Here is a 21,906-nt window from a genome sequence, read left to right on the forward strand (position 1 = left end):
GGCGAGGTCAGGCGGCCCGGGCCTGCTTCCGCGCCTGCTGCTGGAGGCGGGCGGCGGCGGCGCGGCGGATCTTCGGTCCCTTGGTCGTCATCGCCCAGAGCAGCTTGGCCTGCTCGGGGAGGTTCTTGGCGTTGGTGGTCTCCAGCCAGCCGTTGGGCAGCGAGAGCCGCACCACCTTGTGCCAGGCCGAGTAGACCTGCTGCGGCAGCGGGGCCGAGTGGTAGTTGAGGTCGTACTTCTCGAAGAGGGCCTGCACCTTCGGCGCGACCTCGGCGTACCGGTTGCTCGGGAGGTCGGGGAAGAGGTGGTGCTCGATCTGGTGCGAGAGGTTGCCGGACATGATGTGCATGGCCTTGGACCCGGAGATGTTGGCGGAGCCGAGCATCTGCCGGAGGTACCACTCGCCGCGGGTCTCCCGCTCCGGGATCGACTTCTTCTCGAAGGTCTCGACGCCCTCGGGGAAGTGGCCGCACATGATCACCGAGTGCGACCAGATGTTGCGCACCAGGTTGGCGGTGAAGTTGGCGGCCAGGGTCGGCAGGAACGCGCCGAACGGGATCGCCAGGCCCGGGTTGACGACGTAGTCCTTGGTGGCCTGCTTGCGGATCTTCTTCAGCGTCTTCGAGAGGTTGGCCTTGAACTCCGCGGACCGCTTCTCCTTGGGGATCCGCAGGTTGCGGCCCAGCTCGAGGTCGTACGCCGCGATGCCGTACTCGAAGAAGCAGGCGTTGATGAAGTTCCACAGCGGCTGCGCGAGGTACATCGGGTGCCAGCGCTGGTCCTCGTCGACGCGCATGATGCCGTAGCCGAGGTCGTTGTCCTTGCCGACGATGTTCGTGTAGGTGTGGTGGATCTCGTTGTGCGCGTGCTTCCAGCCGTCGGCGGTCGACGCGTTGTCCCACTCCCAGGTGGTCGAGTGGATCTTCGGGTCACGCATCCAGTCCCACTGGCCGTGCATGACGTTGTGGCCGATCTCCATGTTCTCGAGGATCTTGGCCACCGAAAGCCCGACGGTGCCGAGCACCCACAGCGGCGGCAGCGCCGAGCCGAGCAGCACGGCACGCGAGGCGAGCTCGAGGCGGCGCTGCACGTTGACGACGCGGTGGATGTAGGCCGCGTCCTTCTCGCCCCGGGTGTCGAGCACGTCCTGGCGGATCGCGTCGAGCTCGATGCCGAGCTGCTCGATGTCCTCGGGCGTGAGGTGGGCGGTCGGGTTGACGGGCTTCTTCGTGATGGCGGTCATCGCGAGCGTGCTCCTTCGTCGATGTGGCAGGCACCAGCAGCGGCGCTGATGCAGGTCTGGATCGGTACGCCGGCCGAGCCGGTCTCGCCGGGGACGGCGACCGTGACCGCGCCGTTGCGCAGGTCGCGCACGGCGCCGTCGGTCATGGGGATGACGCAGCCCATGCAGATGCCCATCCGGCAGCCGCTGGGCATCAGGACGCCGGCCTCCTCGGCCGCGTCCAGGATCGGGGTGGCGCCGTCGGCCTCGATGGTGCGGCCGTCGGCGAAGGTGACGGTGCCGCCGCTCTGCCCATCTCCGGCCGGCTCGACCAGGACGGTGCGGAAGCGCTCGGTGGTGAGGGCCAGGCCGCGCTCGGCGTGGTGGGCCTCGAGCGCGTCGAGCAGGCCCGCCGGGCCACAGGCGTAGGCGAGCCGCTCGTCGAGGTCGGGCACGAGGTCGGCGAGGTCGGAGACGTCGAGCAGGCCGTGCACGTCGTCGTACCGCTCGACGAGGGTGATGCGCCCGGAGTCGCCGTGGGCGCGGAGCTCGTCGCGGAAGATCGCGGTGTCGGCGTTCTGGTTGACGTGCACGAGCGTGATGTCGACGGCCGGCGCGAGACGCCGTGAGAAGAGGTTGCGGAGCATGCCGATCACCGGCGTGATGCCGGAGCCGGCGGTGACCAGGAGCAGCTTGGCGGGCATCGGCTGCGGGAGCACGAACTCGCCCTCGGCCTGCTCGAGCTGGACCATCGAGCCCACCTTGACGGCGTGGACGAGGTGGTTGCTGACCACGCCGCCGGGGATCGCCTTGACGGTGATGCTGATGCAGCGGTCCCGACGGGGGCCGTGGGTCAGGGAGTAGGTGCGCCACAGGCGGACGCCGTCGACGTCGACGCCGATCCGGACGTACTGGCCGGGGACGTGGCCGGCCCAGTCGCGGCCCGGCTTGATCAGGATCGTCGCGGACTCGGCGGTCTCGGGGGTGACCGAGACGATCCGGCCCTGCAGGCTCTCGCGGCCGCCACGCAGCGGGTGGAAGACGTCGAGGACGTCGTCGACGCTGAGCGGGGTGACGGCGGCGTCGGCGACCCGGCGCAGGCTCTCGCGCAGCGTGCGGCCCCGGGTGGGCCGCGTCGTACCGGACGGGAGGGCGATGCTCATGAGGACCAGTGTGCTGCCGCTCAGGGCGAAGATCATGACCGCAGCACGTGAAGATACGGGTCACAGTTGTTCCCAGCGAACAAAATGAGGGCCACACTGGGACCATGGCCACCACCCGACACACCGCTGACCACGGTCTCCGCCTCCCGCCGCAGGCGGTCGAGCGGATGCGCGCGGAGCTGCCCGAGGTCGCCGAGCACGTCGTCGGCGCCATCATCGACGAGGTCCCGAGCTACACCGACGCCTTCAGCGGGCCGATGGGCGAGACGATCCGTAACGCCGTGCAGCTGGCTCTCGGCGGCTTCCTGTCCCTGGCCAGCGGGCGGCGCGGCGCCGACGTCACCACACCCACGGCTCCGGCGGTCGACGGCGCCTACCAGCTCGGCCGGGGCGAGGCGCGCAGCGGGCGCTCGACCGAGGCGATCCTCGCGGCCTACCGCATCGGTGCGCGGGTGTCGTGGCGGGAGATGTCCACGACGGCGGTGCGCAACGGCCTCGACGGCGAGACCCTGGCGGCCTTCGCGGAGCTGGTCTTCGCCTACATCGACGAGCTGTCCGCCGCGAGCGTCGCGGGGCACACCGACGAGCTCGCGACCACCGGCCGGGTGCGACAGCGCCGGCTCGAGCGGATCGCCCACCACCTGCTCTCCGGCTCGCCGCGCGACGCGGTCGTCGCCGCGGCCGAGCGCGCCGGCTGGGAGCCGCCCACCACGCTCACCGCGGTGATCGTGCCGGAGGCACAGGTGCGGCCGGTGCTGGCCGGCGTCTCCGCCGCGACGATCGCGGCGACCGAGCCGCCCGAGCTCGACGAGGCGGTGCTGCTGCTGGTGCCGGACGCCCACGGGCACCGGCGTACGGCGCTGCTGCGGACGCTCGGCACCCGCGGGTGCACCGCCGGTCCGGCACGGCCGTGGCTGGACGTGCGGGCGTCGTACGACCGGGCGCTCCGGGCCCGGGCGGCGGGCCTCGACCTCGACACCGAGGCGCACCTCGTGCCGCTGGTGCTCGAGGCCGACCCGGCCGCGCGGGCCGACCTCCGTGCCCAGGTGCTCGCCCCGCTCGCCGACCTGCGACCCGGGACCGCCGAGAAGCTCACCGACACGTTGCGCTCGTGGCTGCTCCACCACGGCCGTCGCGACGAGGTCGCCGCCGACCTCTTCGTGCACCCGCAGACCGTGCGCTACCGGATGGGTCAGCTGCGCGAGCTCTACGGCGACCGGCTCGACGACCCCGGGACGGTGCTCGCGATGGTCGTCGCACTCGGTTGAATTCTTTACCAATCCGGTCCCCACGGACCTCCGAAGCCCTTCCGACAGGTTCACCGCCCGCGCGAGCGTGCGCGCGGGCTTGATCGGGAGGAAAGCATGACGAACCACCGCACCGTCCGTACCGCTACCGCGGGTCTCGCTGCCGCTGCGCTCACCGCAGTCGCCGTGGCTGCTCCCTCGACCGCCGAGGGCGCGCCCGCCCACGACCGCCCCACGAGTCTCGCGAAGGTGCTGGCCGCCGACGGCCACCACTTCGACCGGAACTGGGGTGACTTCGACATCCTCGACGCCGCCGTGGGCGCCGTGCTGCAGGCCGACCCGGACAGCGCGGTCGGCGTGCTCGCCAAGCCGCGCACCAAGCTGACCGCCTTCCTGCCCACCGACCGGGCATTCCGCAAGCTGGCCTTCACGCTCACCGGTTCGCGGCCGATGACCGAGAAGGCCACCTTCCGCCGCCTCGCCCGCGCCGCCGGCGTCGACACGATCGAGCAGGTCCTGCTCTACCACGTCGTGCCGGGCAAGACGCTCGGCGCGAAGCGCGTCGTGGCCGCCGACGGCACGAGGCTGACCACCGCCCAGGGCGGCACCGTCAAGGTCCGCGTCCGCGGCGATGTCGTCCGGCTCGCCGACCAGGACCCGGACGTCGCCAACCCGAAGGTGATCGCGACGAACATCAACAAGGGCAACCCGCAGATCGCCCACGCGATCAACGGGGTCCTGCTCCCCGTCGATCTCTGAGCCGGACCTGACCGGCCCGTGCCGGTGGTGCTCGCCCGTCGACGCGCGCGAGCGCCACCGGCCCTAGACCTCGTAGACGCCGGGGAAGGTGCCCGGCGCCGGGTCCTCGCCCACGAGTCCGTCGACGGACTCCCGGACCAGGTCGGCGTGGCCGACGTGCCGGCCGTACTCCTCGAGCAGGTCGTAGACGAGCCGCCGGGCGTTGGGGTGGCGGCCCTCGTCGTCCTGGAGGTCGGCCTCGAAGTCCAGCCCGCCCGCGGCGATCGCCTCGTCGAGCAGCGCCTGCCCCTGCGCGACGGACTCGACGAAGAGCCGCTCGAGCGACTCCGGGGTGTCGTCGTCCTCGACCCGGAGGTGCCAGTCCTGGTCGTCCCAGTCCGCCTGGTCGAAGGGCGGGAAGGGGGCGCGGCCGTGCAGCTTCCAGGACAGCGTGATCGCCTCGACCACGGCGGCGTGCTTGAGCAGCCCGCCGAGCGAGAGCGTCGAGCTCGGGATCGTGGCGCGGATGCCGTCGGCGTCGAGGCCGCTGCACTTCCACAGCAGGTAGCCGCGCATGCGGTTGAGCGAGCCGATCATCGCGGCGACCTCGTCGCCGGCGAGCGGGGGTTCCTGAGCGAGGTGGAGGGTCGTCATGTCCGGCACACTAGGAGCATTCCCGGACGATCCGCTTCCCCGACCGCTCGTGCTCTCGTCGCGCTCGAGCTGATCCAGGCACGCCCCGGGATCACCGCCGACGAGCTGGGCCTCGCCCTGGGGGTCACCGGGCGGGCCGCGCGCCGGTACGTCGCGATCCTCCGCGAGGCCGAGCTGCCGATCGAATCGGTGAGCGGTCCGTACGGCGGCTACCGGGTCGGCCGCGGGCTGCGGCTGCCGCCGCTGATGTTCACCGCCGCCGAGGCGGCCGGGCTGGTGATGGCCACGCTCGAGGGGCACCCGGGCGCGGCCGACCCCGCCGACGTCGTGGGCGGCGCGCTCGGCAAGATCCTGCGGTCGCTGCCCGACCGGGTGGCGGTCGCGCTGCCGGAGCCGACGCGGCCGGCGACGCCGTACGAGCACCTCGACCGGCTGCTCGCGGCGTGCTCGTCGGCGCGGCTGGTCCAGGTGTCCTACGGGCTGGGCGACCACGCGTCGGAGATGGTGCTGGAGCCGTGGGCGGTGGTGCTGCGGCACAGCCGCTGGTACCTGCTCTGCTGGTCCCGGAGCCGGTCCGCCCGACGGGTGCTGCGGGTCGACCGCGTCCTCGACGTGGTCTCGCTGCCGGAGACCTTCACGCCGCCGGCGGACCTCGACGCGCTGCGGACCATCGAGGAGAGCTTCTCGCAGGGCTGGCCGCTGACGATCGAGGTGCTGGTCGACGCCCCGCCGTCCTGGGTCTCCCGATGGGTGCCGCGGAGCCTCGCGCTGCTCGAGCCGGTGGGCGAGGACCGGACGCGGATGGTCGCGACCACCGAGGACCCGGACTGGTACGCCCGTCAGCTCGCCGCCATCCCGGTGTCCTTCACCGTCGTCGAGGGTCCCGAGCTGCGCGCGGCGCTGGCGGCGCTGGCCGCGCGGCTGGCCGGGTCGGCGGGTCCGGCAGGCGCGTGAGCGGCAGCCGGCGTCACCGCGTGACCTGGAACGCCACGTTCCGGGTGTGGTGGTGGCCGGAGGCGTCGACGTAGGTGACGGTGTAGCGGTGCTGGTGGCCGACCTTCAGGTGGTCGGTGCCGATCCGCAGGCTGGCGGTGCCGTCGGGGTCGACCGTGGTCCGGCCGACGACGGAGCCGTGGGAGTGGCGCGCGACGACCTTCGTCGACGGCTTGGCGCCGGTCACCGTGACCGCGGCCTTGCGCCCGGACCGTACGGCGTCGCTGACCGTCACCGAGCTCTGGCCCGAGGAGACCGGGCCGGTCGGGGCCGAGGCGGGGTCGGTCGGGAGCTGGTGCGGGACCGTCTGCGCGGCACCCGGGCGGGCGGGCATCGGCAGCGCGGACGCCGTCAGCTGGGCGGAGTAGTCCGCCTGGCGCACGTCGGGGTCGGCGGCCGCCATCGCGGCGCCGGGCGCGGCCTGGCCGGCCACCGGCTGGAACGCGCCGGCGAGGTCGTCGAAGGTCGACCGGCGCCAGGAGGTGATCGCGTCGAAGGTGACCGGGCCGTGGCCGGAGAGCCCACCGGCTGCGGCGATCGCCTCGATGAGCTGGAGCGGCGAGGTGTGGTCGGCGACCTGGGAGTAGACGTGGCCGCCCACGGTCCACGGCGAGATGATCAGGCACGGCACCCGGAAGCCCGCGCCCGCCGGGAGCCCGCCGCCGGGCGTGCCGCGCGGGGAGGGCATGTCGACGTACTCCTCGGCGTGCAGGACCGGGTCCGGGACCGGCGGCGGCACGTGGTCGAAGAAGCCGTCGTTCTCGTCGTAGTTGATGATGAAGACCGTCGACGCCCACAGGTCCGGGTTGCTCGCCAGCGCCTCGAGCTTGGACGCCAGGAAGTAGGCGCCCGCGGCGGGGGTGTTCGGCGGGTGCTCGTCGGAGGCGTAGGGGCCGTCCGGGAAGAGCCAGGTCACGTCGGCGAGGGTGCCGTTGGCGCAGTCCTCCTCGAAGGCGAGGTAGCTGACCGCCGCCCGCGTCGGGTTCAGCGGGTCGCCGACGCCACCGGGCTGGCCGTTGCCGTAGAGCGTGCCGGTGCCGTTGACCAGGTTGTAGAGCTCGGTGTCGACCTGACCCGGGGTCTTGAAGCTCTGCCACCACTTGAAGTAGTTGTACGACCCCGAGCTCGTGTAGGTCTTGACGGTGTAGCCGGCGTCCCACAGCACCTCGGCCGCGGACTTCCAGGTGAGGGTGTTCGGCGCGACCGTCTCCAGGATCGGGCCACCCTGCTGGCCCTGCGGGTCGTTGGTGCCCGACATCCAGATCGCCCGGTTGGGGTACGTCGGTCCCATCACCGAGCAGTGGTAGTTGTCGAGGAGGGTGAAGTTCTCCGCGAGCGCCCAGTGGAACGGGATGTCGTCCTGGGTCATGTAGCCCATCGTGTAGCTGCCCTTGGCCGCGCCGTCCGAGGCGACGTGGGTGCTCAGCCAGCCGTCCATCGCGCCCTTGTTCCACGACGCGTGCTGGTCGCGCCAGTCGTGCGAGAGCGACGGGATCGCCGCGGCGCCGGTCGTCTTGGTGTCCATGTGGAAGGGGAGCAGGTAGCCGTCGGGGTTGGCCGCGTCGGGCTGCATGAAGACCGAGTTGCCGTTGGCGAGCGTCATGGCGTCCGGGTCGTCGAAGCCGCGCACCCCCGGGAAGGTCCCGAAGTAGTGGTCGAACGACCGGTTCTCCTGCATCACGTAGACGACGTGCTTGATCCGCGAGAGGTCGAACTCCTCCGGCTCGGCCGCGGCCGCCGCCTCGAGCCGGGTCGGGAGCAGACCGGACATGCCGGCCGCGCCCGCGACCGCGGCCGCGCCCATCACCACCGTGCGGCGGGTCGTCTGCGCGTGGACGGGGTTGGTGCTCTGTTCGGTCATGGTTCCTTCTCGTGGGCTCTTCGGGATGTTCGGGTGCGGGAGGCCGGGTCAGCGGGCCCGGACGGCGTGCGTGACCCGTGAGGTGGCGGAGGCCGTGCGGTAGCCGGGGTAGCGGCCGGTGACCTCGACCGCGATCCGGTCGTGCCGGAACGTCCGCGTGATCGCCAAGGTGGCTCGCGTGGCGCCGGCGATGCGCCGGCCGTCGGCGTACCACTGGTAGTCGAGGTGGCTCGCGCCCAGGCGCACCGTCCCGGCCCGCCACGTGCTCGGCGAGGCGGTCAGCGTGCGGCCCACCCGCGCCTTGCCGCGGACCTTCGGCTTCCCGTGGGTCAGCGCCGCGGGCGACACGACGTGCGACCGGGAGACCACCGACGCCGACGGGTACGACGGGAAGCTGCCGGTCACGCGGACCGAGACGGTGGTCCGGGCGTCGGCGGCCGTCAGCGTGTAGGCCGGCGACGTCGCGCCCGTGATGGGAACCCCGTTGCGCAGCCACTGGTAGTCGAACGACGTGACCGTCGCGGTGCCCGCCCTCCAGGTGCCGGGGTCGGCCCGTACCGTCCTGTCCACGGTGAAGCTCCCGGACAGGGTCGGGACCCGGGTCGACAGCGTCTGGCCGGGGTCGCCCGGGTCGCCGGGGTCGCGCACGATGGACACGCCGGGCGAGGTGGCGCTCGCCGGGGCGAAGCCCTCCTTGACCGCGGTCACCGCGACCGAGACGACGCGGCCGCCGTCGGCGGTCGTCGTGGTGTACGTCGCCGCCGTCGCGCCACCGATCGGCACGCCGTTGCGCAGCCACTGGTAGGCGAAGCGGTCCGGCGTCGGCGTCCACGAGCCGGGGTCGGCGGTCAGCACCGAGCCCACGTCGAGACCGCCCGAGATGCTCGGCGCGCTCACCGACACGACCGGGCCGTTGGCGAGCTCGGCGCACGCGCCGGCCGAGAGACCGGAGCCGGTGATCGCGACCTGGTCGGCCGGCTCGGTCGGGCCCGCCGCATTGCCGTCGAACGCCGCGTGCACCACCTGGGCGACCGCGTTGTTCTTGGTGTCAGCGATGTAGAGGACGTTCGTCGACCGGTCGACCGCCACGGCGGACGGCGTGTTGAGGTGGGTGCTCCAGGGGAAGGAGCCGCCACCCACGGGGCTGATGTTCTCGGTGCCGCTGACCGCCGAGGTGTTGACCAGGGTCGAGATCGTGCCGTCGGCGGACACCTGCCGGATCGCGTGGTTGAAGGTGTCGGCGATGAAGAGGTCGCCGGCGCGGTCGAGCGCGATCGCCTGCGGCGTGTTGAGCTGGGCCGACGTCGCCGGGCCGCCGTCGCCCGAGTAGCCGCCGAGGCACTCGTTCTGGGTCTGGCCCGCGGCGAAGTCGCCGGCGACGGTCGTGATCACCCCGGACGCGGCGTCGACGCGGCGCACCACGTTGTTGGACGCGTCGGCGATGTAGACGTTGTCCTGGTGGTCGACCGCCACGCCCGTGGGCTGGGAGAGCCGGGCCGTCGGGCCGGCCGTGCCGTCCCCGGTGTAGCCCGCCCGGCCGGTGCCGGCGACCACGGTGATCGCACCGCCCGCCGTGACCTCGAGGACCCGGTTGTCGTAGGTGTCGGCGATGAGCACGTTGCCGGCGCTGTCGACCGCGACGCCGTTCGGGTGCCACAGGTTGACGCTCAGCGGGGTGCTGGCCTCGGTGACGGCGGCGCCCGCGCCACCGGCCACGCCGGTGCCGGCGAAGCGGTGGATGACGCCGTCGGTGGTGACCCGGCGGATCACGTTGTCGCCGCTGTCGGCGATGTAGACGTTGCCGGCGTCGTCGACCGCGGTGCCGCCGGGCTGGTAGAGCTGGGCGTCCTCGGCCGGACCCTCGTCGCCGAGGTCGCCGTACCCGGTCAGCGAGCCCGCCACCGTGCTGGTCTCGCCGCCGGTGATGGCCGCGAGCACGTTGTCACCGGTGTTGGAGACGTAGACGGTGCCGTCGGCCGCCGAGATGCCGCCCGGCCGGTAGAGACCGCCGGCCGGCGGCAGGGGCAGGCCGGTCGTCTCGTCGATGACCGGGTCGCCGCCCGTGCTGGAGTCGTAGGGCACCGCCGTGAGCAGCGGGCCGGTCGTGTCGACGATGCCGGCGCCGTCGGTGTAGGCGTAGCCCTGCGGCGCGAGCAGGGTCACCCAGTCCGAGGCGGCGAGGGTGAAGCCCGTGGTGCCCGACGGGAGCGCGAGGTGGGCGCCCGCCGCGAGCGTGGTCCCGGACGGCAGCTGGTAACGGGCTCCGGCCTTGTCCTCGAGGACGTAGCCGGACGCGTCGACCGTGGAGCTCGCCGTGTTGGTGAGCGTCACCGCGACGGCGCTGGTCTCGGTGATCTTGATGGCGCGGGTGAAGCCGAGCTGCTCGAGGTCGATCGTGCTGGGGCTGCTGAGCGACTTCTTCAGCGGGTGCGCGACCGAGTCGCCACCGGCGTACAGCGAGTTGTACCAGACGGCCGCGTCCGCGTTGCCGCGGTCGGCGGGCACCGCGTAGTGCTCGGCGTAGTTGCCGTTGGTGGCGGTGCAGACGACCGATCCGTTGAGCGTGTTCGCCGCGCACGGGGTGTCGACCCAGGCCCGCGAGACGAGCGTGCTGCCCTGGTTGACCGAGATGTAGTAGCTGTGGTCACCGCCCGAGTTGGCCATCGAGGTGAACCCGTAGACCAGGACGACCGGGGTGGACGCGGGGATCCCGTAGTTGGACCGGAACTGCGTCGTCGTCTTGACGCCGAAGTACTGGTTCTCGACCCACCAGAAGACCTGGGTGCCGTGCGCCGGGATGACCGGGTCGACCGTCGGCGAGGACTGGCTGGTGTCGGACGGGTCGTGGAAGGTCATCACGGCGCCGCTCTTGGTCATCGTGAGGCCGTACGCCGCGAAGTCGATCGGGTGGTCGGTGGTGTTGGTGACCTCGCTGTACTCGTAGTAGTCGGTGGAGTTGTTGTCGTAGTTGACCTCGGTGACCAGCAGGTCGTTGGGGCCGATCTCCGGGGTGCCGCTGTTGGCCGCACCCTTGGTCGCGTACGCCGAGACCGCGAAGTCACCGCTGCCGTCCGGGTAGCGCGCCCACGACGTCGGGGCCGCCGACGACCACGAGGTCTGGTCGAGCAGGGTGTCGTCGGACTCGGTGAGGTAGAGCGTGTCGGCGGCGGCCGCGAGGTCGACGTCCGCCGCGGCCAGGTCGGCGCCGTCGACGACGGTGAACCCGTGGGCCGCGACGTCCCGGGCCGGCAGCCGGACCGTGTCGCCGGCGCTGTCCTCCAGGACGAGCACCGCGTCGGTGATCGCGGCACCCGTGTTGTAGACCTCGACCCAGCTCTGCGCGGGCGTGTCGCCGACCCGGACCTCGTTGATGGTCAGCCCGGCGAGCGGGTCGCCCGGCTGGGGACCGCTCGTCGACGGGAGCACCACGATCGCGAACTCTCGCGAGACCGTCGCGTGCTCCGACGCGACCCCGCTGTCGATCACGGTGACCCGCACCCGGGAGCGGCCGATCGCCCCGGTCGGAGTGCCGCTGATGACGCCGGTGCTCCGGTTCAGCGTGATGCCGGCCGGCAGACCCGACGCGGTGTAGCTGTAGCCCGGGTGGCCGCCGTGACCGGTCAGCTGGATGTCGGTGATCGCCGTGCCCTGGTGGACCGAGACGTCCGCGACCGGGTCGAGGCGCAGGACCTTGCTCAGGGTGAGGACGAAGGACGTGGTGGCGGTGTCGCTCGGGACGTCGTCGGAGACGGTGACGGTCACGTCGTAGTCGCCGAGGGCGTCGGTGGCCGACGGCGTACCGCTGATGACACCGGTGGCCGGGTCGATCGAGACGCCGTCCGGCAGGCCGCTGGCGGCGTAGGACAGCGCGCCGTACACGGCGGACGCCTGGACCTGGATCGGGTTCATCTCGGCGCTGATCGAGACCTCGGCGTCGCCGACGGGCGTGATCGCGACCCGGTCGTCGTGCTGCGAGTGCGCCGCGAAGGAGTCGAGGTCGGCGACCGTGGTGAAGTCGGCGTTGTTCGCGTCGGAGTCGATGGCGTAGCCGCGGGCGAACTTCCGGGCGATGACACAGGCGTTGTTGGTGCCCGAGTCGAGGCCGGCCACCGTGGCGGAGCCCTTGCTCTCGGCAGCGGTCGGCTGGTTGGTCGAGGCGTTCATCCACCCGACCGCGTCCACGGCGCCGGCGGACTTCGCCGCGGACGACGAGAGGTCGCCGTTGATCGGGCTGGTCCCGCGGGTGGCGTCGAGCAGCTCGATCTGGCCGCCGGTGTTGCAGCCACCCATGTTGCTGCCGCCCTGGTTGCCGTTGGCGGCCGTCGCGACCGACATGTCGAGGTCGGGGGTGAAGCCCGCGGGGTAGGTGCCCTGGTCCGCCGGCGTGTGCGCGTTCTTGTACCAGACGAAGAAGTAGTGGTGCGGCGCGACGGTGCCGTAGAGCTTCACCAGGCTGGAGCAGGCGCCGGTCGCCGAGTAGCTGCGGTAGCAGAGCGCGTAGGCCGGGGTGACCGTCGCGTTCGGCGTCGTCGTCGGGTCGATCGTCCCGAGCGAGATCGGGTGGTCGGTCGGGTTGTAGAGCTCGACCCAGTCGTTGCTCCACCGGACGGTGTCGGAGTTGGCCCCGAAGACCGCCGCGATCACCAGGTCGTCGGTCGCGTAGACGGCGGGTAGGGCGTTGGTCGCGCCGCGGGTGACCCGCTTCGAGACCGCGAAGTCGCCGGTCCCGTCGGGGTAGCGCGCCCAGGAGGTGGACGGGTACGACGTCCAGCTGGTCTCGTCGAGGACGGTGTCGTCGGACGTGGTCAGGTCGAGGGTGTCGGTCGCGGCCAGGTCGAGCCCGGCGGTGGCGAGGTCGGTGCCGTCGACGACGACGTACGCGCCGGCGGCGATGTCACGCGTCGGCAGCCGGTAGGCGTCCCCGTCGGCGTCGACCAGGCTCACCGAGGCGCCGGTGAGGGCGCCGCCGATGTTCACCAGCTCGACCCAGTCGTCGACCGCGGTGCCCGTGGCCGTGACCTCGTTGATCCGGAGGCCGGCCAGGGGGTCGGTGCCGGAGGGGGCCGTGGTCCGCGGGCGCTCGACGACGGTGAAGTCCATCCCGGTCGACTGGTGGGCGCCACCGACGCCGCTGTCGCTCACCGTCACGTGGACGGAGTAGCGGCCGACCGCGTCGGCCGGGGTCCCGCTGATGACGCCGGTGGCGGGGTCGATGGCGAGTCCGGCCGGCAGGCCGGTCGCAGCGAAGGCGTAGTCGGGAGTGCCGCCGTGCGCCGTCACCTCGATCGGCGTGATCGCCATGCCCTTCCGCGCGGTGACGGTGTCCTGCTGGTCCACCCGGAGCGTGCTGCTCAGGCTGAGCGTGAAGGTGGTCGTGGCGGTGTCGGCCTGGCTGGGGGTCTGGTCGGAGACGGTCACCGTGACCGGGTAGTCCCCGAGGTCGTCGCTCGCGGCCGGCGTACCGCTGATGACGCCGGTGCCCGCGTCGATGTCGACGCCGGCCGGCAGGCCGGACGCGGCATAGCTCAGCGAGCCGACGCCCTTGCTGCCCTGGACCTGGATCGGCGCCATCGCCTCGCCCCGGCTGATCTCGGTGTCGGCGACGTCGGCGACCGCGACGCGGCTGCTGGCCTGCGAGCGGAGCGTGAAGTCGGCCGTGGTGAGGGGCGTGAAGTCCGCGGCGTTCTTGTCGGTGTCGACCGGGACGCCGTCGGTGAAGGTCCGGACGGAGACGGAGGCGTTGCTGGTGCCGGCCGAGGCACCGGTGATGGTGGCGACGCCACCGGTCTCGGCGCTGCCCGGCTGGGTGTAGCTGGGCGAGGCGTACTTGGTCCACGCGACGGCGTCGACCACGCCGGCCGTGCGCGCAGCCGACGACGAGAGGTCGCCCGAACCGGTGTAGACGCCGCCGGTCGCGGCGCTCAGCAGCAGGATCTGGCCGCCGGTGGAGTAGCCGCCGAAGCCGGTGTTGGACTGCCCGGAGGGATCGCTCGAGGTGCCCGCGGTGTTGCCGGCGTCGAGGGCGAAGTTCAGGTCCGGCCGGACCCCGGCCGGCGGCGTACCGCGGTCGGTGCCGGCGGCGGCGTTGTGGCCGTCCCAGATCAGGAAGTAGTGGTGCGCGAGCACCGTGCCGTAGAGCTTCATCGAGCTGCAGCTCGTGCCAGCCAGGCTGCGGTAGCACTGGTAGTAGCTCGGGGTGACCGTCGACCCGCTGATCGTGCCGAGCGAGATGTCGCTGTCGGTCGGGTTGTAGAGCTGCACCCAGTCGCTGGTGTAGGCGCCGCCGTCGCTGCCGAAGACGGCGGAGATGACGAGGTGGTCCGGCGTGGTCGCGGCCTCGGCGGGAGCCGCGGTGAGGGAGGCCGTCATCGTCGCGGTCAGGCCCGCGGTCAGGAGGGCAGCGACGAGGCCGCGCCAGCTCTTCAGGATGGTCACGAGGCGCGAGCATCTTGGTGACGACGCAACGGTCGGGGTTGGCCGGATGAACGAACGGGGGGCGTCAGATGATCGTTAGGATTCCTATGTAACTCGTGCCAGGGTGACCGATCGTGGCCGCCCTGAAGGACGTCGAGCACCTGCTCCTCCTCGTCGCCGAGGACGTGCTCGTCGAGGACCTCACCGCGGTGCCCGAGCAGGTCACCACCTGCCGCCGCTACCACCTCACGCCGGCGGGGGAGGACCGCGCCGAGCGCGTGTGGCCGGGCTTCGCGGTGGTGCTCCGCGAGGCCGACATCACCGTCCATCTGCGGGCGTCGATGCCCGACACCCTGGGCGACGTCACCGTGGTCGAGGCCGGCCGCGACACGGTCGAGGCCGTGCTGGGTGGACTGGACCGGCTGCCGCCCGCGACCCTCGTCGCCGTCGCGCTCGGCGGCGGCGACGCACCGCCCGTGGCCGAGACGTGGGGCGCCGCCCTCGGCGGGCCCGGGGTCCTGCTGCTGCACACCCCCTGGACCGAGCGCGCGTGGGTCAGCGACGAGGTCTGCGACCACACCTCGCTGATCCAGCTCTGCGAGCGCTGGGCGGCCAGCCGCGGGACCGACGTGCGCTACTGGATCTCCGAGTGGCGGCGGCACGTGTGCGGCGACCTGGTCGACGCGCTCGATCTCGGCGAGCCGGCCGACGGCCCGGACCGTCCGCTCCCCTACTCCCCGTCGGCGGACGTCGAGGTGGCCGACGGCCTGGTCACGCTCCGGCTCGCCAACGCCGGCGGCACGCGCGGGATCCACCTCCGCATCGACGACGGCACGGGGCCGACGGGCACGACGGTGCCCGCGTCCTCGCTCGCGCGCCCGCGCGCCGTCACCCTGCCGGTCGCGGTCCGCGACGGCCGGTACGACGTCTCCGTGACCGGCCCCGGCTTCACCCGACACCTCACCGGAAGGCTCCCATGAGCGACCCGACCCTGCCCGTCATGCCCCTGCTGCTCGAGCTCGACGTCGTCTCTCTCACGATGTCGCTGGTCAACATCCCCTCGGAGACCGGCGCCGAGGACGGCCTGGCCGCCGCGATCGAGGCCGCGCTCGCACCCCTGGCCCACCTCGCCGTCGAGCGGGTCGGCAACACCGTCGTCGCCCGCACGCCGGACGCCGGCGTCGCCGAGCGCGTGCTCGTCGCCGGGCACCTCGACACCGACCCCGGTGACCCCGACTCCTTCGCCTACGTCGAGATGGGCAAGCTCTTCGGCATCGGCGCGTGCGACGCGAAGGGCGGGCTCGCTGTCCTGCTCCGTTCGGCCGCCGCGACCCCCTCCCCGGGCGTCACCTTCGTCCTCCACGCCGGCGGCGGCCTCGCGACCCTGGCCGAGACGCGTCCCGAGCTCCTCGCCGCGGACGTGGCGGTCCTGGTCGCGCCGACCTCCGGCGGGGTCGCCGACCCGACCCACCCGGCACACGCCCGGCTGGCCGGGCTGGCGGACACCGCCGGCGTACCCGCGTCCGCGGACCGGCAGGCCGAGGTCGACCTCCTGGTCGCTCGCGGGATCCCCACCGTCTCCTTCGGGCCGGGCGACCCGGCGGTGGCACACGCGCCCGGGGAGTTCGTGCCGACGGCGGAGCTCACGCAGTGCGAGTACGTGCTGCGCACCTGGCTAGAGGGCTAGGCGCCCCGCCGCTGCGGTCCCGGCCGAGCCGACTGAGCGGCGTACTTCTCAGGCGACCCCGTCACTTCTCAGGCGTTGCAACGCCTGAGAAGTGAGGGATTCACCGGTGCACCGGTGAATCCTGCAGCAGCTACAGGCCCTGCCACTCCGGCTTCGCGGCGAACACCTCGCGGTAGTAGTCGGCCCGGGCCAGGCCCGAGGCGGCGGCGTCGTCGAGCAGGACGGTCGCGTGGGGGTGGAGCTGGAGCACCGACGCCGGGCAGGTCGCGGAGACGGGCCCCTCGACGGCCGCTGCGACGGCGGCCGCCTTGCCGGGGCCCGAGGCGATCATCACGAGGTGGCCGGCGCGCAGGATCGTGCCGAGGCCCTGGGTGAGCACGTGGTGCGGGACGTCGTCGACGGAGTCGAAGAAGCGCGCGTTGTCCTCGCGGGTCTGGGCGGTGAGCGTCTTCATCCGGGTCGCCGAGGCCAGCGACGAGCCGGGCTCGTTGAAGGCCAGGTGGCCGTCGCTGCCGATGCCGAGCACCTGGAGGTCGACGCCGCCGGCGGCCTCGATCGCGGCCTCGTAGCGGGCCCCGGCCGTGGGCAGCCCGTCGGGCGTCGGGTCCGGCGACTGCACCCGCTCGCGGGCGATGCCGAGGTCGTCGGTGAGCTCGCGCAGGATCGTCTCGCGGTAGCTCTCCGGGTGACCGGCCGGCAGGCCGACGTACTCGTCGAGGGTGAAGCAGCGCACCGCGTCGTACGACGGACCGGTGCCGGCGCGGTGCCGCGCGATCAGCTCCTGGTAGATCGGGAGCGGGCTCGAGCCGGTCGCGAGACCGAGCACGGCGTCCGGTCGGGCGCGGACCAGTGCCTCGATCGTGTCGGCGGCGAGCGCGCCCGCGGCGTCGGTGATCACGACCTCCATCAGGCCAGCTCCATCTCGTCGGTCAGCTCGATCGTCTCCTCGCGCGGCGGCAGGCCGAGCAGCGCGAGCGGGGTCGTGGTGGCGGTCGCGACGGCGTCGGCGACCGAGCAGCCGGTCTGCGCGACCAGCACCCGCAGGCAGTCGAGCAGCGACGCCGCGGACCCGGCGAGGGTGCCGTCGTGCAGGCGGACGGTGCCCGCGGACACGACGACGTCCTGGTCGCCGAGCCGGGCGGGACCGTCGGGCAGGCCGAGCGCGGCGGTGGTGTCCGAGACCGACACGAAGCGGTCCGGGCCGAGGGCGCGCCAGGCGGTCCGCACGAAGAGCGGGTCGAGGTGGTGGCCGTCGACGATCAGCCCGGCCCGCAGGTCCCCGCCGAGCGCGGCACCGACGGGACCTGGCTCGCGGGGCAGGAGCGGGGCCATGGCGTTGCCGAGGTGGGTCACGTACGTCGCGCCTGCGTCGACCGCGGCTGCGATCTCGGCGGTGGTGGCGGCCGTGTGGCCGACCGAGACGACGACGCCACGGGCGACCAGCAGCTCGATCACCTCGAGGGCGCCCCGCAGCTCCGGCGCGATCGTCACCATCAGCACCCCGGCCTCGCGCGACCAGCCGTCTACGAGCTCCGGCGACGCCGGCCGCAGCCAGTGCGTGGGGTGCGCGCCCTTGCGCGACGGCGCGATCATCGGCCCCTCGAAGTGCAGGCCGAGCGGCTCGGCCCCCGACCAGCCTGCGGGCGGGCCGGCGGCCAGCGTGGCCATGGCGGTCGCCCGCGCGGCCGGGTCGCTGGTGATGACGGTCGGCACGAACCCGACGACGCCGTACGCCGGGAGCGCGGCGGCGACCTCCCAGAGCCGGTGCGGCTCGGCGGTCAGGTCGATGCCGGCGGCGCCGTTGACCTGGATGTCGACCAGGCCGGGGTGGGTGGTCATCGGCCGAGCAGCGCGGCGCCGACGGCGGCGACCGGGCGGTCGGCCGGGACGACGCGGAGCCGGCCGGCGAGGTCGAGCGAGGCGAGGAACGGCGAGGACGCGGCCTGGTCGAGCAGCGCCGCGGCGACCACGGCCCGCAGCTGATCGCCGAGCTGGGCGACGCCCCCGCCGACCACGATGGTGCGGGGGTCGACCGCGAGGCTGAGCACCCGGATCGCCTCGGCGACGCCGACGGCGAAGCGGTCGCGCACTGCGATCGCCTTCTCGTCGCCGGCCTGGGCGGCCGCGAAGAGTGCCTGCGCCGGGGGGAGGTCGGTCGACGGCCATGCCGCCGCGATGGCCGACCCCGACGCGACGGTCTCCAGGCAGCCGCGCTGGCCGCACTGGCAGTAGACGCCCATCGGGTCGACGGGCACGTGGCCGATCTCGCCGGCGGCGCCGTGGACACCGCGGCGCAGCCGGCCGTCGAGCACGAGGCCGGCGGCCAGGCCGGTGCCGATGCTGAGGTAGACGAGGTCGTCCTCGCCGCTGAGCGCGGCGGCGCCGAGGCTGGCGACGTTGACGTCGTTCTCGACCACGACCTGCGCGCCGAGCCGGTCGCCGAGCAGGTCGCCGAGCGGCACCCAGTCGCCGTCGAGGCCGAGGTTGACCGCGTGCTTCACCGCGCCGCGCTCGACGTCGACGAGGCCGGGTACGCCGACGCCGACCGGGCCGGTCCACGGCTCGTCGACCGCGTCGCGCAGGGCGTCGACGACCTTCGCCGCGGTCCGCACGACGCCATCGGCGCCGGGCTCCGTGGGCTCGCGCACCTCGGCCTTGATCACGCCGTCGTCGGCGAGCACGAGCCCGAGGGTCTTGGTCGCGCCGATGTCCAGGCCGAGCCTCACCGGTCCCACCCCGCCTTCCTCAAGAGCTCGGTCACGGCCGCGGCCCCCGGCCGAGAGTAGCCACGTGTACAGATCCGGGGCCCGGGTCCGTCGTAGGGGCCGGGCCAGCCCCACTCGATGACGACCGGCGCGAGCCCGATGCTCACGAGTCGCGCCATGAGCTCGCCGATCTCGGGGCGCCGGTGCGCGTCGCGCACCTGCACGATGACAGGGCCGACGCCAGCGGCACTGAACCCGCTTCCTGGTGTGACCGTGAAGTCGGGAGGCAACCCCCAGGGAACCTCGCCGACCGCGATGTTGGCGGCGGTCGCGACACTGATGACGAACGCGCCCTTCAGATCGGGCAGCTCGCCCTCGATGGTGATCGCGGCCCGGGCGCCGGCGAGCTGCGCCTCGTCCAACTGGCGCAATTGCGCTGGTGGGGCAGTCGGATCGGCCATCTGGGCGTCGAAACGGCGCAATTGCGCGATTCGGTCGGCCGCAGACTCGAGCCGCTCGCGTGAGAGTCGCCCGTCGTGGACGGCAGCCACGATCGCGGCCTGGGTCTCGCGGACCAGGGACGCGGGCTTCTCGGGGCCGATGCAGAGCAGGTCGGCGCCGGCCGCGAGGGACAGCACCGCGGCCTCGGGGATCCCGCGGCCGGCCGAGGCGCCGGCCATGTCGAGGGCGTCGCTGACGATCACGCCGTCGTACCCGAGGCGCTCGCGCAGCAGGTCCAGGACCGGCGCGCTCAGCGTGCCGGGCAGCTCCGGATCGACGGCGGGTACGACGATGTGCGAGGTCATCACCGACGCGATCCCGACCTCGACGACCGCCGCGAACGGCACCAGCTCTCGGGCCGCGAGCGTCTCGAGCGGGGCGTCGATGGTGGGCAGCGCGAGGTGGCTGTCCTCGGCGGTGTCGCCGTGGCCCGGGAAGTGCTTGGCGCACGCGGCGACGCCGGCCTCCTGCAGCCCCATCGTCCAGGCGGCGACGTGGGCCGCGGCCAGGTCGGGGTCGGAGCCGAAGCTGCGGGTGCCGATCACCGGGTTGTCGGGGTTGGTGTTGACGTCGGCGACGGGGCCGAGGTCGAGGTTGATGCCGGTCGCGACCAGCTCGGCGCCGATCGCGCGGCCGGTGGCGCGGGTCAGCTCCAGGTCGTTCGCGGCACCGAGCGCGGCCGGGCCCAGCACCGGGCTCCCGTCGACGGCGTGCAGCCGGGTGACGTCGCCGCCCTCCTCGTCGACCGCGATCACGGCACGCGGGTTGGCCGCGCGGATCGCGGCGCTGAGCGCGGCGACGGCCTCCGGCCCGTCGGCGGTGTTGGAGCCGAAGTAGCAGACGCCGCCGAGGCCCTCACGCAACAGCTCGTCGTACTCCGCCGGCAGCGCGGAGCCCGCGAAGGCCGGCAGCTGCACCTGGAGCGCGAGCTTCTCGAGGGAGGTCGTCATCCCTTCACCGCCCCGGAGGTCAGGCCCGAGACCATGCGGCCCTGGACGATGAGGAAGAAGACGATCACCGGGATCGCGATCAGCGTCGAGCCGGCCATGATGCCGCCCCAGTCGGTGCCGCGGTTGACGTCGGTGAAGGTGGTCAGCCAGAGCGGCAGGGTCCGGTGGTCCTCGCGGGTCATCACGACGAGGGCGAGGGTGAACTCGTTCCAGGCCTGGATGAAGCCGAAGACACCGGTCGCCACGAGGCCGGGCGCGAGGAGCGGGAAGGTGACCCGGAAGAACGCCTGCACGCGGGAGCAGCCGTCGATCATCGCGGCCTCCTCCAGCTCGTAGGGGACGCCGGTGACGAAGCCGCGCAGCGTCCAGATCGTGAAGGGCAGCACCTGCGCGACGTAGACCAGGCTGAGGCCGATGACCGTGTTGAGCAGGTCCATCGCCTCGAGCATCTTGTACTGGGAGATGAAGAGTCCCTCGACGGGGATCATCTGGATGACCAGCAGCACGACGATGAAGGACATCCGGCCGCGGAAGCGGAAGCGGGACACGGCGACCGACGCGACGAACGCGAAGAGCAGCGCCACGAAGACGGTCAGCAGCGTGACCATCAGGCTCATCTTCAGCGCGTTGACGAACTGGTCGGTCTCGAAGACGGTCCGGTAGTTGTCGAGGCTGCCGCCGAACGGCACCCAGGTCGGGACCGGGTTGCGGATCTCGTTGCGGGCCAGGAAGGAGCTGTTGACCATCCAGTAGACCGGGAAGACCGCGACCAGGAAGGCCAGGACCCCCAGGACGTTGGCGGTGACCCGCAACGAGCGGCGCGCGGGGCGGGGCATGTCGTCAGGCCTCCCCTTCTTGCTTGAGCATGGCGCGGACGTACGGCGAGGTCAGCACGACGGTCAGCACGAGCATGAACATCGCGACCGCGGCGGCCATCCCGAACTCACCGCCGCCGATGCCGAGCCGGTAGATGTAGGTACCGAGCAGGTTCGTGTCGTGGGTGCTGCCGCCGGCCTTCTGCAGGATGTAGATCTGGCTGAAGACGCGCAGGTCCCAGATGATCTGCAGCAGCCCGACCACGAGCAGCACCGGGCGGACGCTCGGCAGGATGATGTGGCGCAGCCGCGACCACGCGCTCGCGCCGTCGATCTCGGCGGCCTCGAGCAGGTCCTCGGGCACCTGGGTGAGCGCGGCGTACACGGTGAACGCGACGAACGGGACGCTCATCCACACCACGATCACGGTCGCGACGAAGAAGAAGGAGAGCGGTCGCAGCAGCCAGGAGTGGCCCTCGAAGTCGAAGCCCATCTGCGTGAGCAGGTAGTTGATGACGCCGTACTGGGTGTCGAAGAGCCACTCCCACACGGTCAGCGACGCGACGACCGGCATCGCCCACGCGAGCAGGAGGCCGGTCTGCAGCAGGATCCGGACCGACCTGGCCATGTGCCGCATCAGCAGCGCGAGGCCGACCCCGACCGCCATCGTGGCGACGGCGTTGACGAGGCAGAAGACCAGGGACCGGAGGGTGACCCGCCACAGGTACGGGTCGGTGACCAGCTCCCGGTAGTTGTCGAGGCCGATCCACTCCGGCGGCCGGCCGAACTGCTGGGCCAGGCCGAAGTCCTGGAAGGAGAGGACCACCTGCCGCAGGAGCGGGTAGCCGAGCGCCACGAGCAGCGCGGCGATCGCGGGGACCAGCAGCACGTACGGCAGCGCCGTACGACGCGGGCGGGGTGCGGTGTCGCTCACCGGCTCCTCCTTCCTTCAGGCA

Annotated in this window: 16 protein-coding genes; 5 read left to right on the plus strand and 11 right to left on the minus strand. The window is 72.7% G+C overall.

Going from position 1 to position 21,906, the window contains the following annotated elements; translation table 11 throughout:
- Positions 1-7: 7 nt before the first annotated feature.
- On the minus strand, positions 8-1,243 hold the full coding sequence (locus tag K8U61_RS07225; RefSeq protein WP_224122323.1) for a fatty acid desaturase family protein: 1,236 nt from the start codon (positions 1,241-1,243) through the stop codon (positions 8-10).
- A complete protein-coding gene (locus tag K8U61_RS07230; protein ID WP_224122324.1) occupies positions 1,240-2,385 on the minus strand; it encodes a ferredoxin reductase in 1,146 nt (381 codons plus the stop codon). Before K8U61_RS07230 ends, K8U61_RS07225 begins: the two co-directional genes overlap by 4 nt.
- 104 nt (positions 2,386-2,489) lie before the next feature.
- Between K8U61_RS07230 and K8U61_RS07235 the strand changes: the two genes are divergently transcribed.
- Together K8U61_RS07235 and K8U61_RS07240 are read left to right on the plus strand one after the other, a co-directional pair.
- Positions 2,490-3,653 carry a PucR family transcriptional regulator gene (locus K8U61_RS07235; RefSeq protein ID WP_224122325.1) on the plus strand — a complete coding sequence of 388 codons (1,164 nt, stop codon included), beginning with the start codon at positions 2,490-2,492 and terminating at the stop codon, positions 3,651-3,653.
- Between the two features lie 96 nt (positions 3,654-3,749).
- Positions 3,750-4,391 (plus strand): fasciclin domain-containing protein, encoded by a 642-nt coding sequence (locus tag K8U61_RS07240; protein WP_224122326.1) that lies wholly within the window; start codon positions 3,750-3,752, stop codon positions 4,389-4,391.
- Positions 4,392-4,454: 63 nt separating this feature from the next.
- Here the strand turns inward: K8U61_RS07240 and K8U61_RS07245 are convergent, their stop codons facing one another.
- The gene (locus K8U61_RS07245) at positions 4,455-5,024 is read right to left on the minus strand and encodes a mycothiol transferase (RefSeq protein ID WP_224122327.1); all 570 of its coding nucleotides are present in this window, start codon (positions 5,022-5,024) and stop codon (positions 4,455-4,457) included.
- Between K8U61_RS07245 and K8U61_RS07250 the strand changes: the two genes are divergently transcribed.
- Entirely contained in the window at positions 5,010-5,978 is a 969-nt protein-coding gene (locus tag K8U61_RS07250; RefSeq protein ID WP_224122328.1) for a helix-turn-helix transcriptional regulator, read from the plus strand. The two genes, K8U61_RS07245 and K8U61_RS07250, sit on opposite strands and share 15 nt — an antisense overlap.
- A gap of 13 nt (positions 5,979-5,991) precedes the next feature.
- Here the strand turns inward: K8U61_RS07250 and K8U61_RS07255 are convergent, their stop codons facing one another.
- Positions 5,992-7,878, minus strand: coding sequence for a phospholipase C (locus tag K8U61_RS07255; RefSeq protein ID WP_224122329.1), 1,887 nt, complete (start codon positions 7,876-7,878; stop codon positions 5,992-5,994).
- Between the two features lie 48 nt (positions 7,879-7,926).
- Positions 7,927-14,313 carry a putative Ig domain-containing protein gene (locus K8U61_RS07260; RefSeq protein ID WP_224122330.1) on the minus strand — a complete coding sequence of 2,129 codons (6,387 nt, stop codon included), beginning with the start codon at positions 14,311-14,313 and terminating at the stop codon, positions 7,927-7,929.
- A gap of 113 nt (positions 14,314-14,426) precedes the next feature.
- Between K8U61_RS07260 and K8U61_RS07265 the strand changes: the two genes are divergently transcribed.
- Both K8U61_RS07265 and K8U61_RS07270 read left to right on the plus strand, forming a co-directional pair.
- Complete coding sequence (locus K8U61_RS07265; protein WP_224122331.1) at positions 14,427-15,272, plus strand: phospholipase domain-containing protein; 846 nt, start codon at positions 14,427-14,429, stop codon at positions 15,270-15,272.
- Positions 15,269-15,979 carry a zinc-binding metallopeptidase family protein gene (locus tag K8U61_RS07270; protein WP_224122332.1) on the plus strand — a complete coding sequence of 237 codons (711 nt, stop codon included), beginning with the start codon at positions 15,269-15,271 and terminating at the stop codon, positions 15,977-15,979. Before K8U61_RS07265 ends, K8U61_RS07270 begins: the two co-directional genes overlap by 4 nt.
- A 130-nt stretch (positions 15,980-16,109) precedes the next feature.
- On the opposite strand, the gene K8U61_RS07275 is transcribed toward K8U61_RS07270, so the two are convergent.
- The 6 genes from K8U61_RS07275 to K8U61_RS07300 are packed head-to-tail and all read right to left on the minus strand — an operon-like array spanning position 16,110 to position 21,884.
- Positions 16,110-16,886: a glucosamine-6-phosphate deaminase gene (locus tag K8U61_RS07275; protein ID WP_224122333.1), complete on the minus strand. Its 777-nt coding sequence runs from the start codon at positions 16,884-16,886 to the stop codon at positions 16,110-16,112.
- Positions 16,886-17,818, minus strand: a complete 933-nt coding sequence (locus K8U61_RS07280; RefSeq protein ID WP_224122334.1) for an N-acetylglucosamine-6-phosphate deacetylase — start codon at positions 17,816-17,818, stop codon at positions 16,886-16,888. The genes K8U61_RS07275 and K8U61_RS07280 overlap by 1 nt, the downstream gene beginning before the upstream one ends.
- On the minus strand, positions 17,815-18,714 hold the full coding sequence (locus K8U61_RS07285; RefSeq protein WP_224122335.1) for an ROK family protein: 900 nt from the start codon (positions 18,712-18,714) through the stop codon (positions 17,815-17,817). The genes K8U61_RS07280 and K8U61_RS07285 overlap by 4 nt, the downstream gene beginning before the upstream one ends.
- Complete coding sequence (locus tag K8U61_RS07290) at positions 18,702-20,135, minus strand: glycoside hydrolase family 3 protein (RefSeq protein ID WP_224122336.1); 1,434 nt, start codon at positions 20,133-20,135, stop codon at positions 18,702-18,704. Before K8U61_RS07290 ends, K8U61_RS07285 begins: the two co-directional genes overlap by 13 nt.
- Positions 20,132-20,971, minus strand: a complete 840-nt coding sequence (locus K8U61_RS07295) for a carbohydrate ABC transporter permease (RefSeq protein ID WP_224122337.1) — start codon at positions 20,969-20,971, stop codon at positions 20,132-20,134. Before K8U61_RS07295 ends, K8U61_RS07290 begins: the two co-directional genes overlap by 4 nt.
- 4 nt (positions 20,972-20,975) lie before the next feature.
- Positions 20,976-21,884, minus strand: a complete 909-nt coding sequence (locus K8U61_RS07300; RefSeq protein ID WP_308043115.1) for a carbohydrate ABC transporter permease — start codon at positions 21,882-21,884, stop codon at positions 20,976-20,978.
- Positions 21,885-21,906: the final 22 nt, after the last annotated feature.

This window comes from Nocardioides mangrovi (assembly GCF_020073815.1).
Lineage (GTDB): Bacteria > Actinomycetota > Actinomycetes > Propionibacteriales > Nocardioidaceae > Nocardioides > Nocardioides mangrovi.

Bases quoted from the DNA above. Each gene is read 5' to 3' on its own strand.
- K8U61_RS07290 (WP_224122336.1), bottom strand. From the start codon at position 20,135: ATGACGACCTCCCTCGAGAAGCTCGCGCTCCAGGTGCAGCTGCCGGCC.
- K8U61_RS07235 (WP_224122325.1), top strand. From the start codon at position 2,490: ATGGCCACCACCCGACACACCGCTGACCACGGTCTCCGCCTCCCGCCG.
- K8U61_RS07275 (WP_224122333.1), bottom strand. From the start codon at position 16,886: ATGGAGGTCGTGATCACCGACGCCGCGGGCGCGCTCGCCGCCGACACG.
- K8U61_RS07245 (WP_224122327.1), bottom strand. From the start codon at position 5,024: ATGACGACCCTCCACCTCGCTCAGGAACCCCCGCTCGCCGGCGACGAG.
- K8U61_RS07240 (WP_224122326.1), top strand. From the start codon at position 3,750: ATGACGAACCACCGCACCGTCCGTACCGCTACCGCGGGTCTCGCTGCC.
- K8U61_RS07255 (WP_224122329.1), bottom strand. From the start codon at position 7,878: ATGACCGAACAGAGCACCAACCCCGTCCACGCGCAGACGACCCGCCGC.
- K8U61_RS07270 (WP_224122332.1), top strand. From the start codon at position 15,269: ATGAGCGACCCGACCCTGCCCGTCATGCCCCTGCTGCTCGAGCTCGAC.
- K8U61_RS07280 (WP_224122334.1), bottom strand. From the start codon at position 17,818: ATGACCACCCACCCCGGCCTGGTCGACATCCAGGTCAACGGCGCCGCC.
- K8U61_RS07225 (WP_224122323.1), bottom strand. From the start codon at position 1,243: ATGACCGCCATCACGAAGAAGCCCGTCAACCCGACCGCCCACCTCACG.
- K8U61_RS07230 (WP_224122324.1), bottom strand. From the start codon at position 2,385: ATGAGCATCGCCCTCCCGTCCGGTACGACGCGGCCCACCCGGGGCCGC.
- K8U61_RS07295 (WP_224122337.1), bottom strand. From the start codon at position 20,971: ATGCCCCGCCCCGCGCGCCGCTCGTTGCGGGTCACCGCCAACGTCCTG.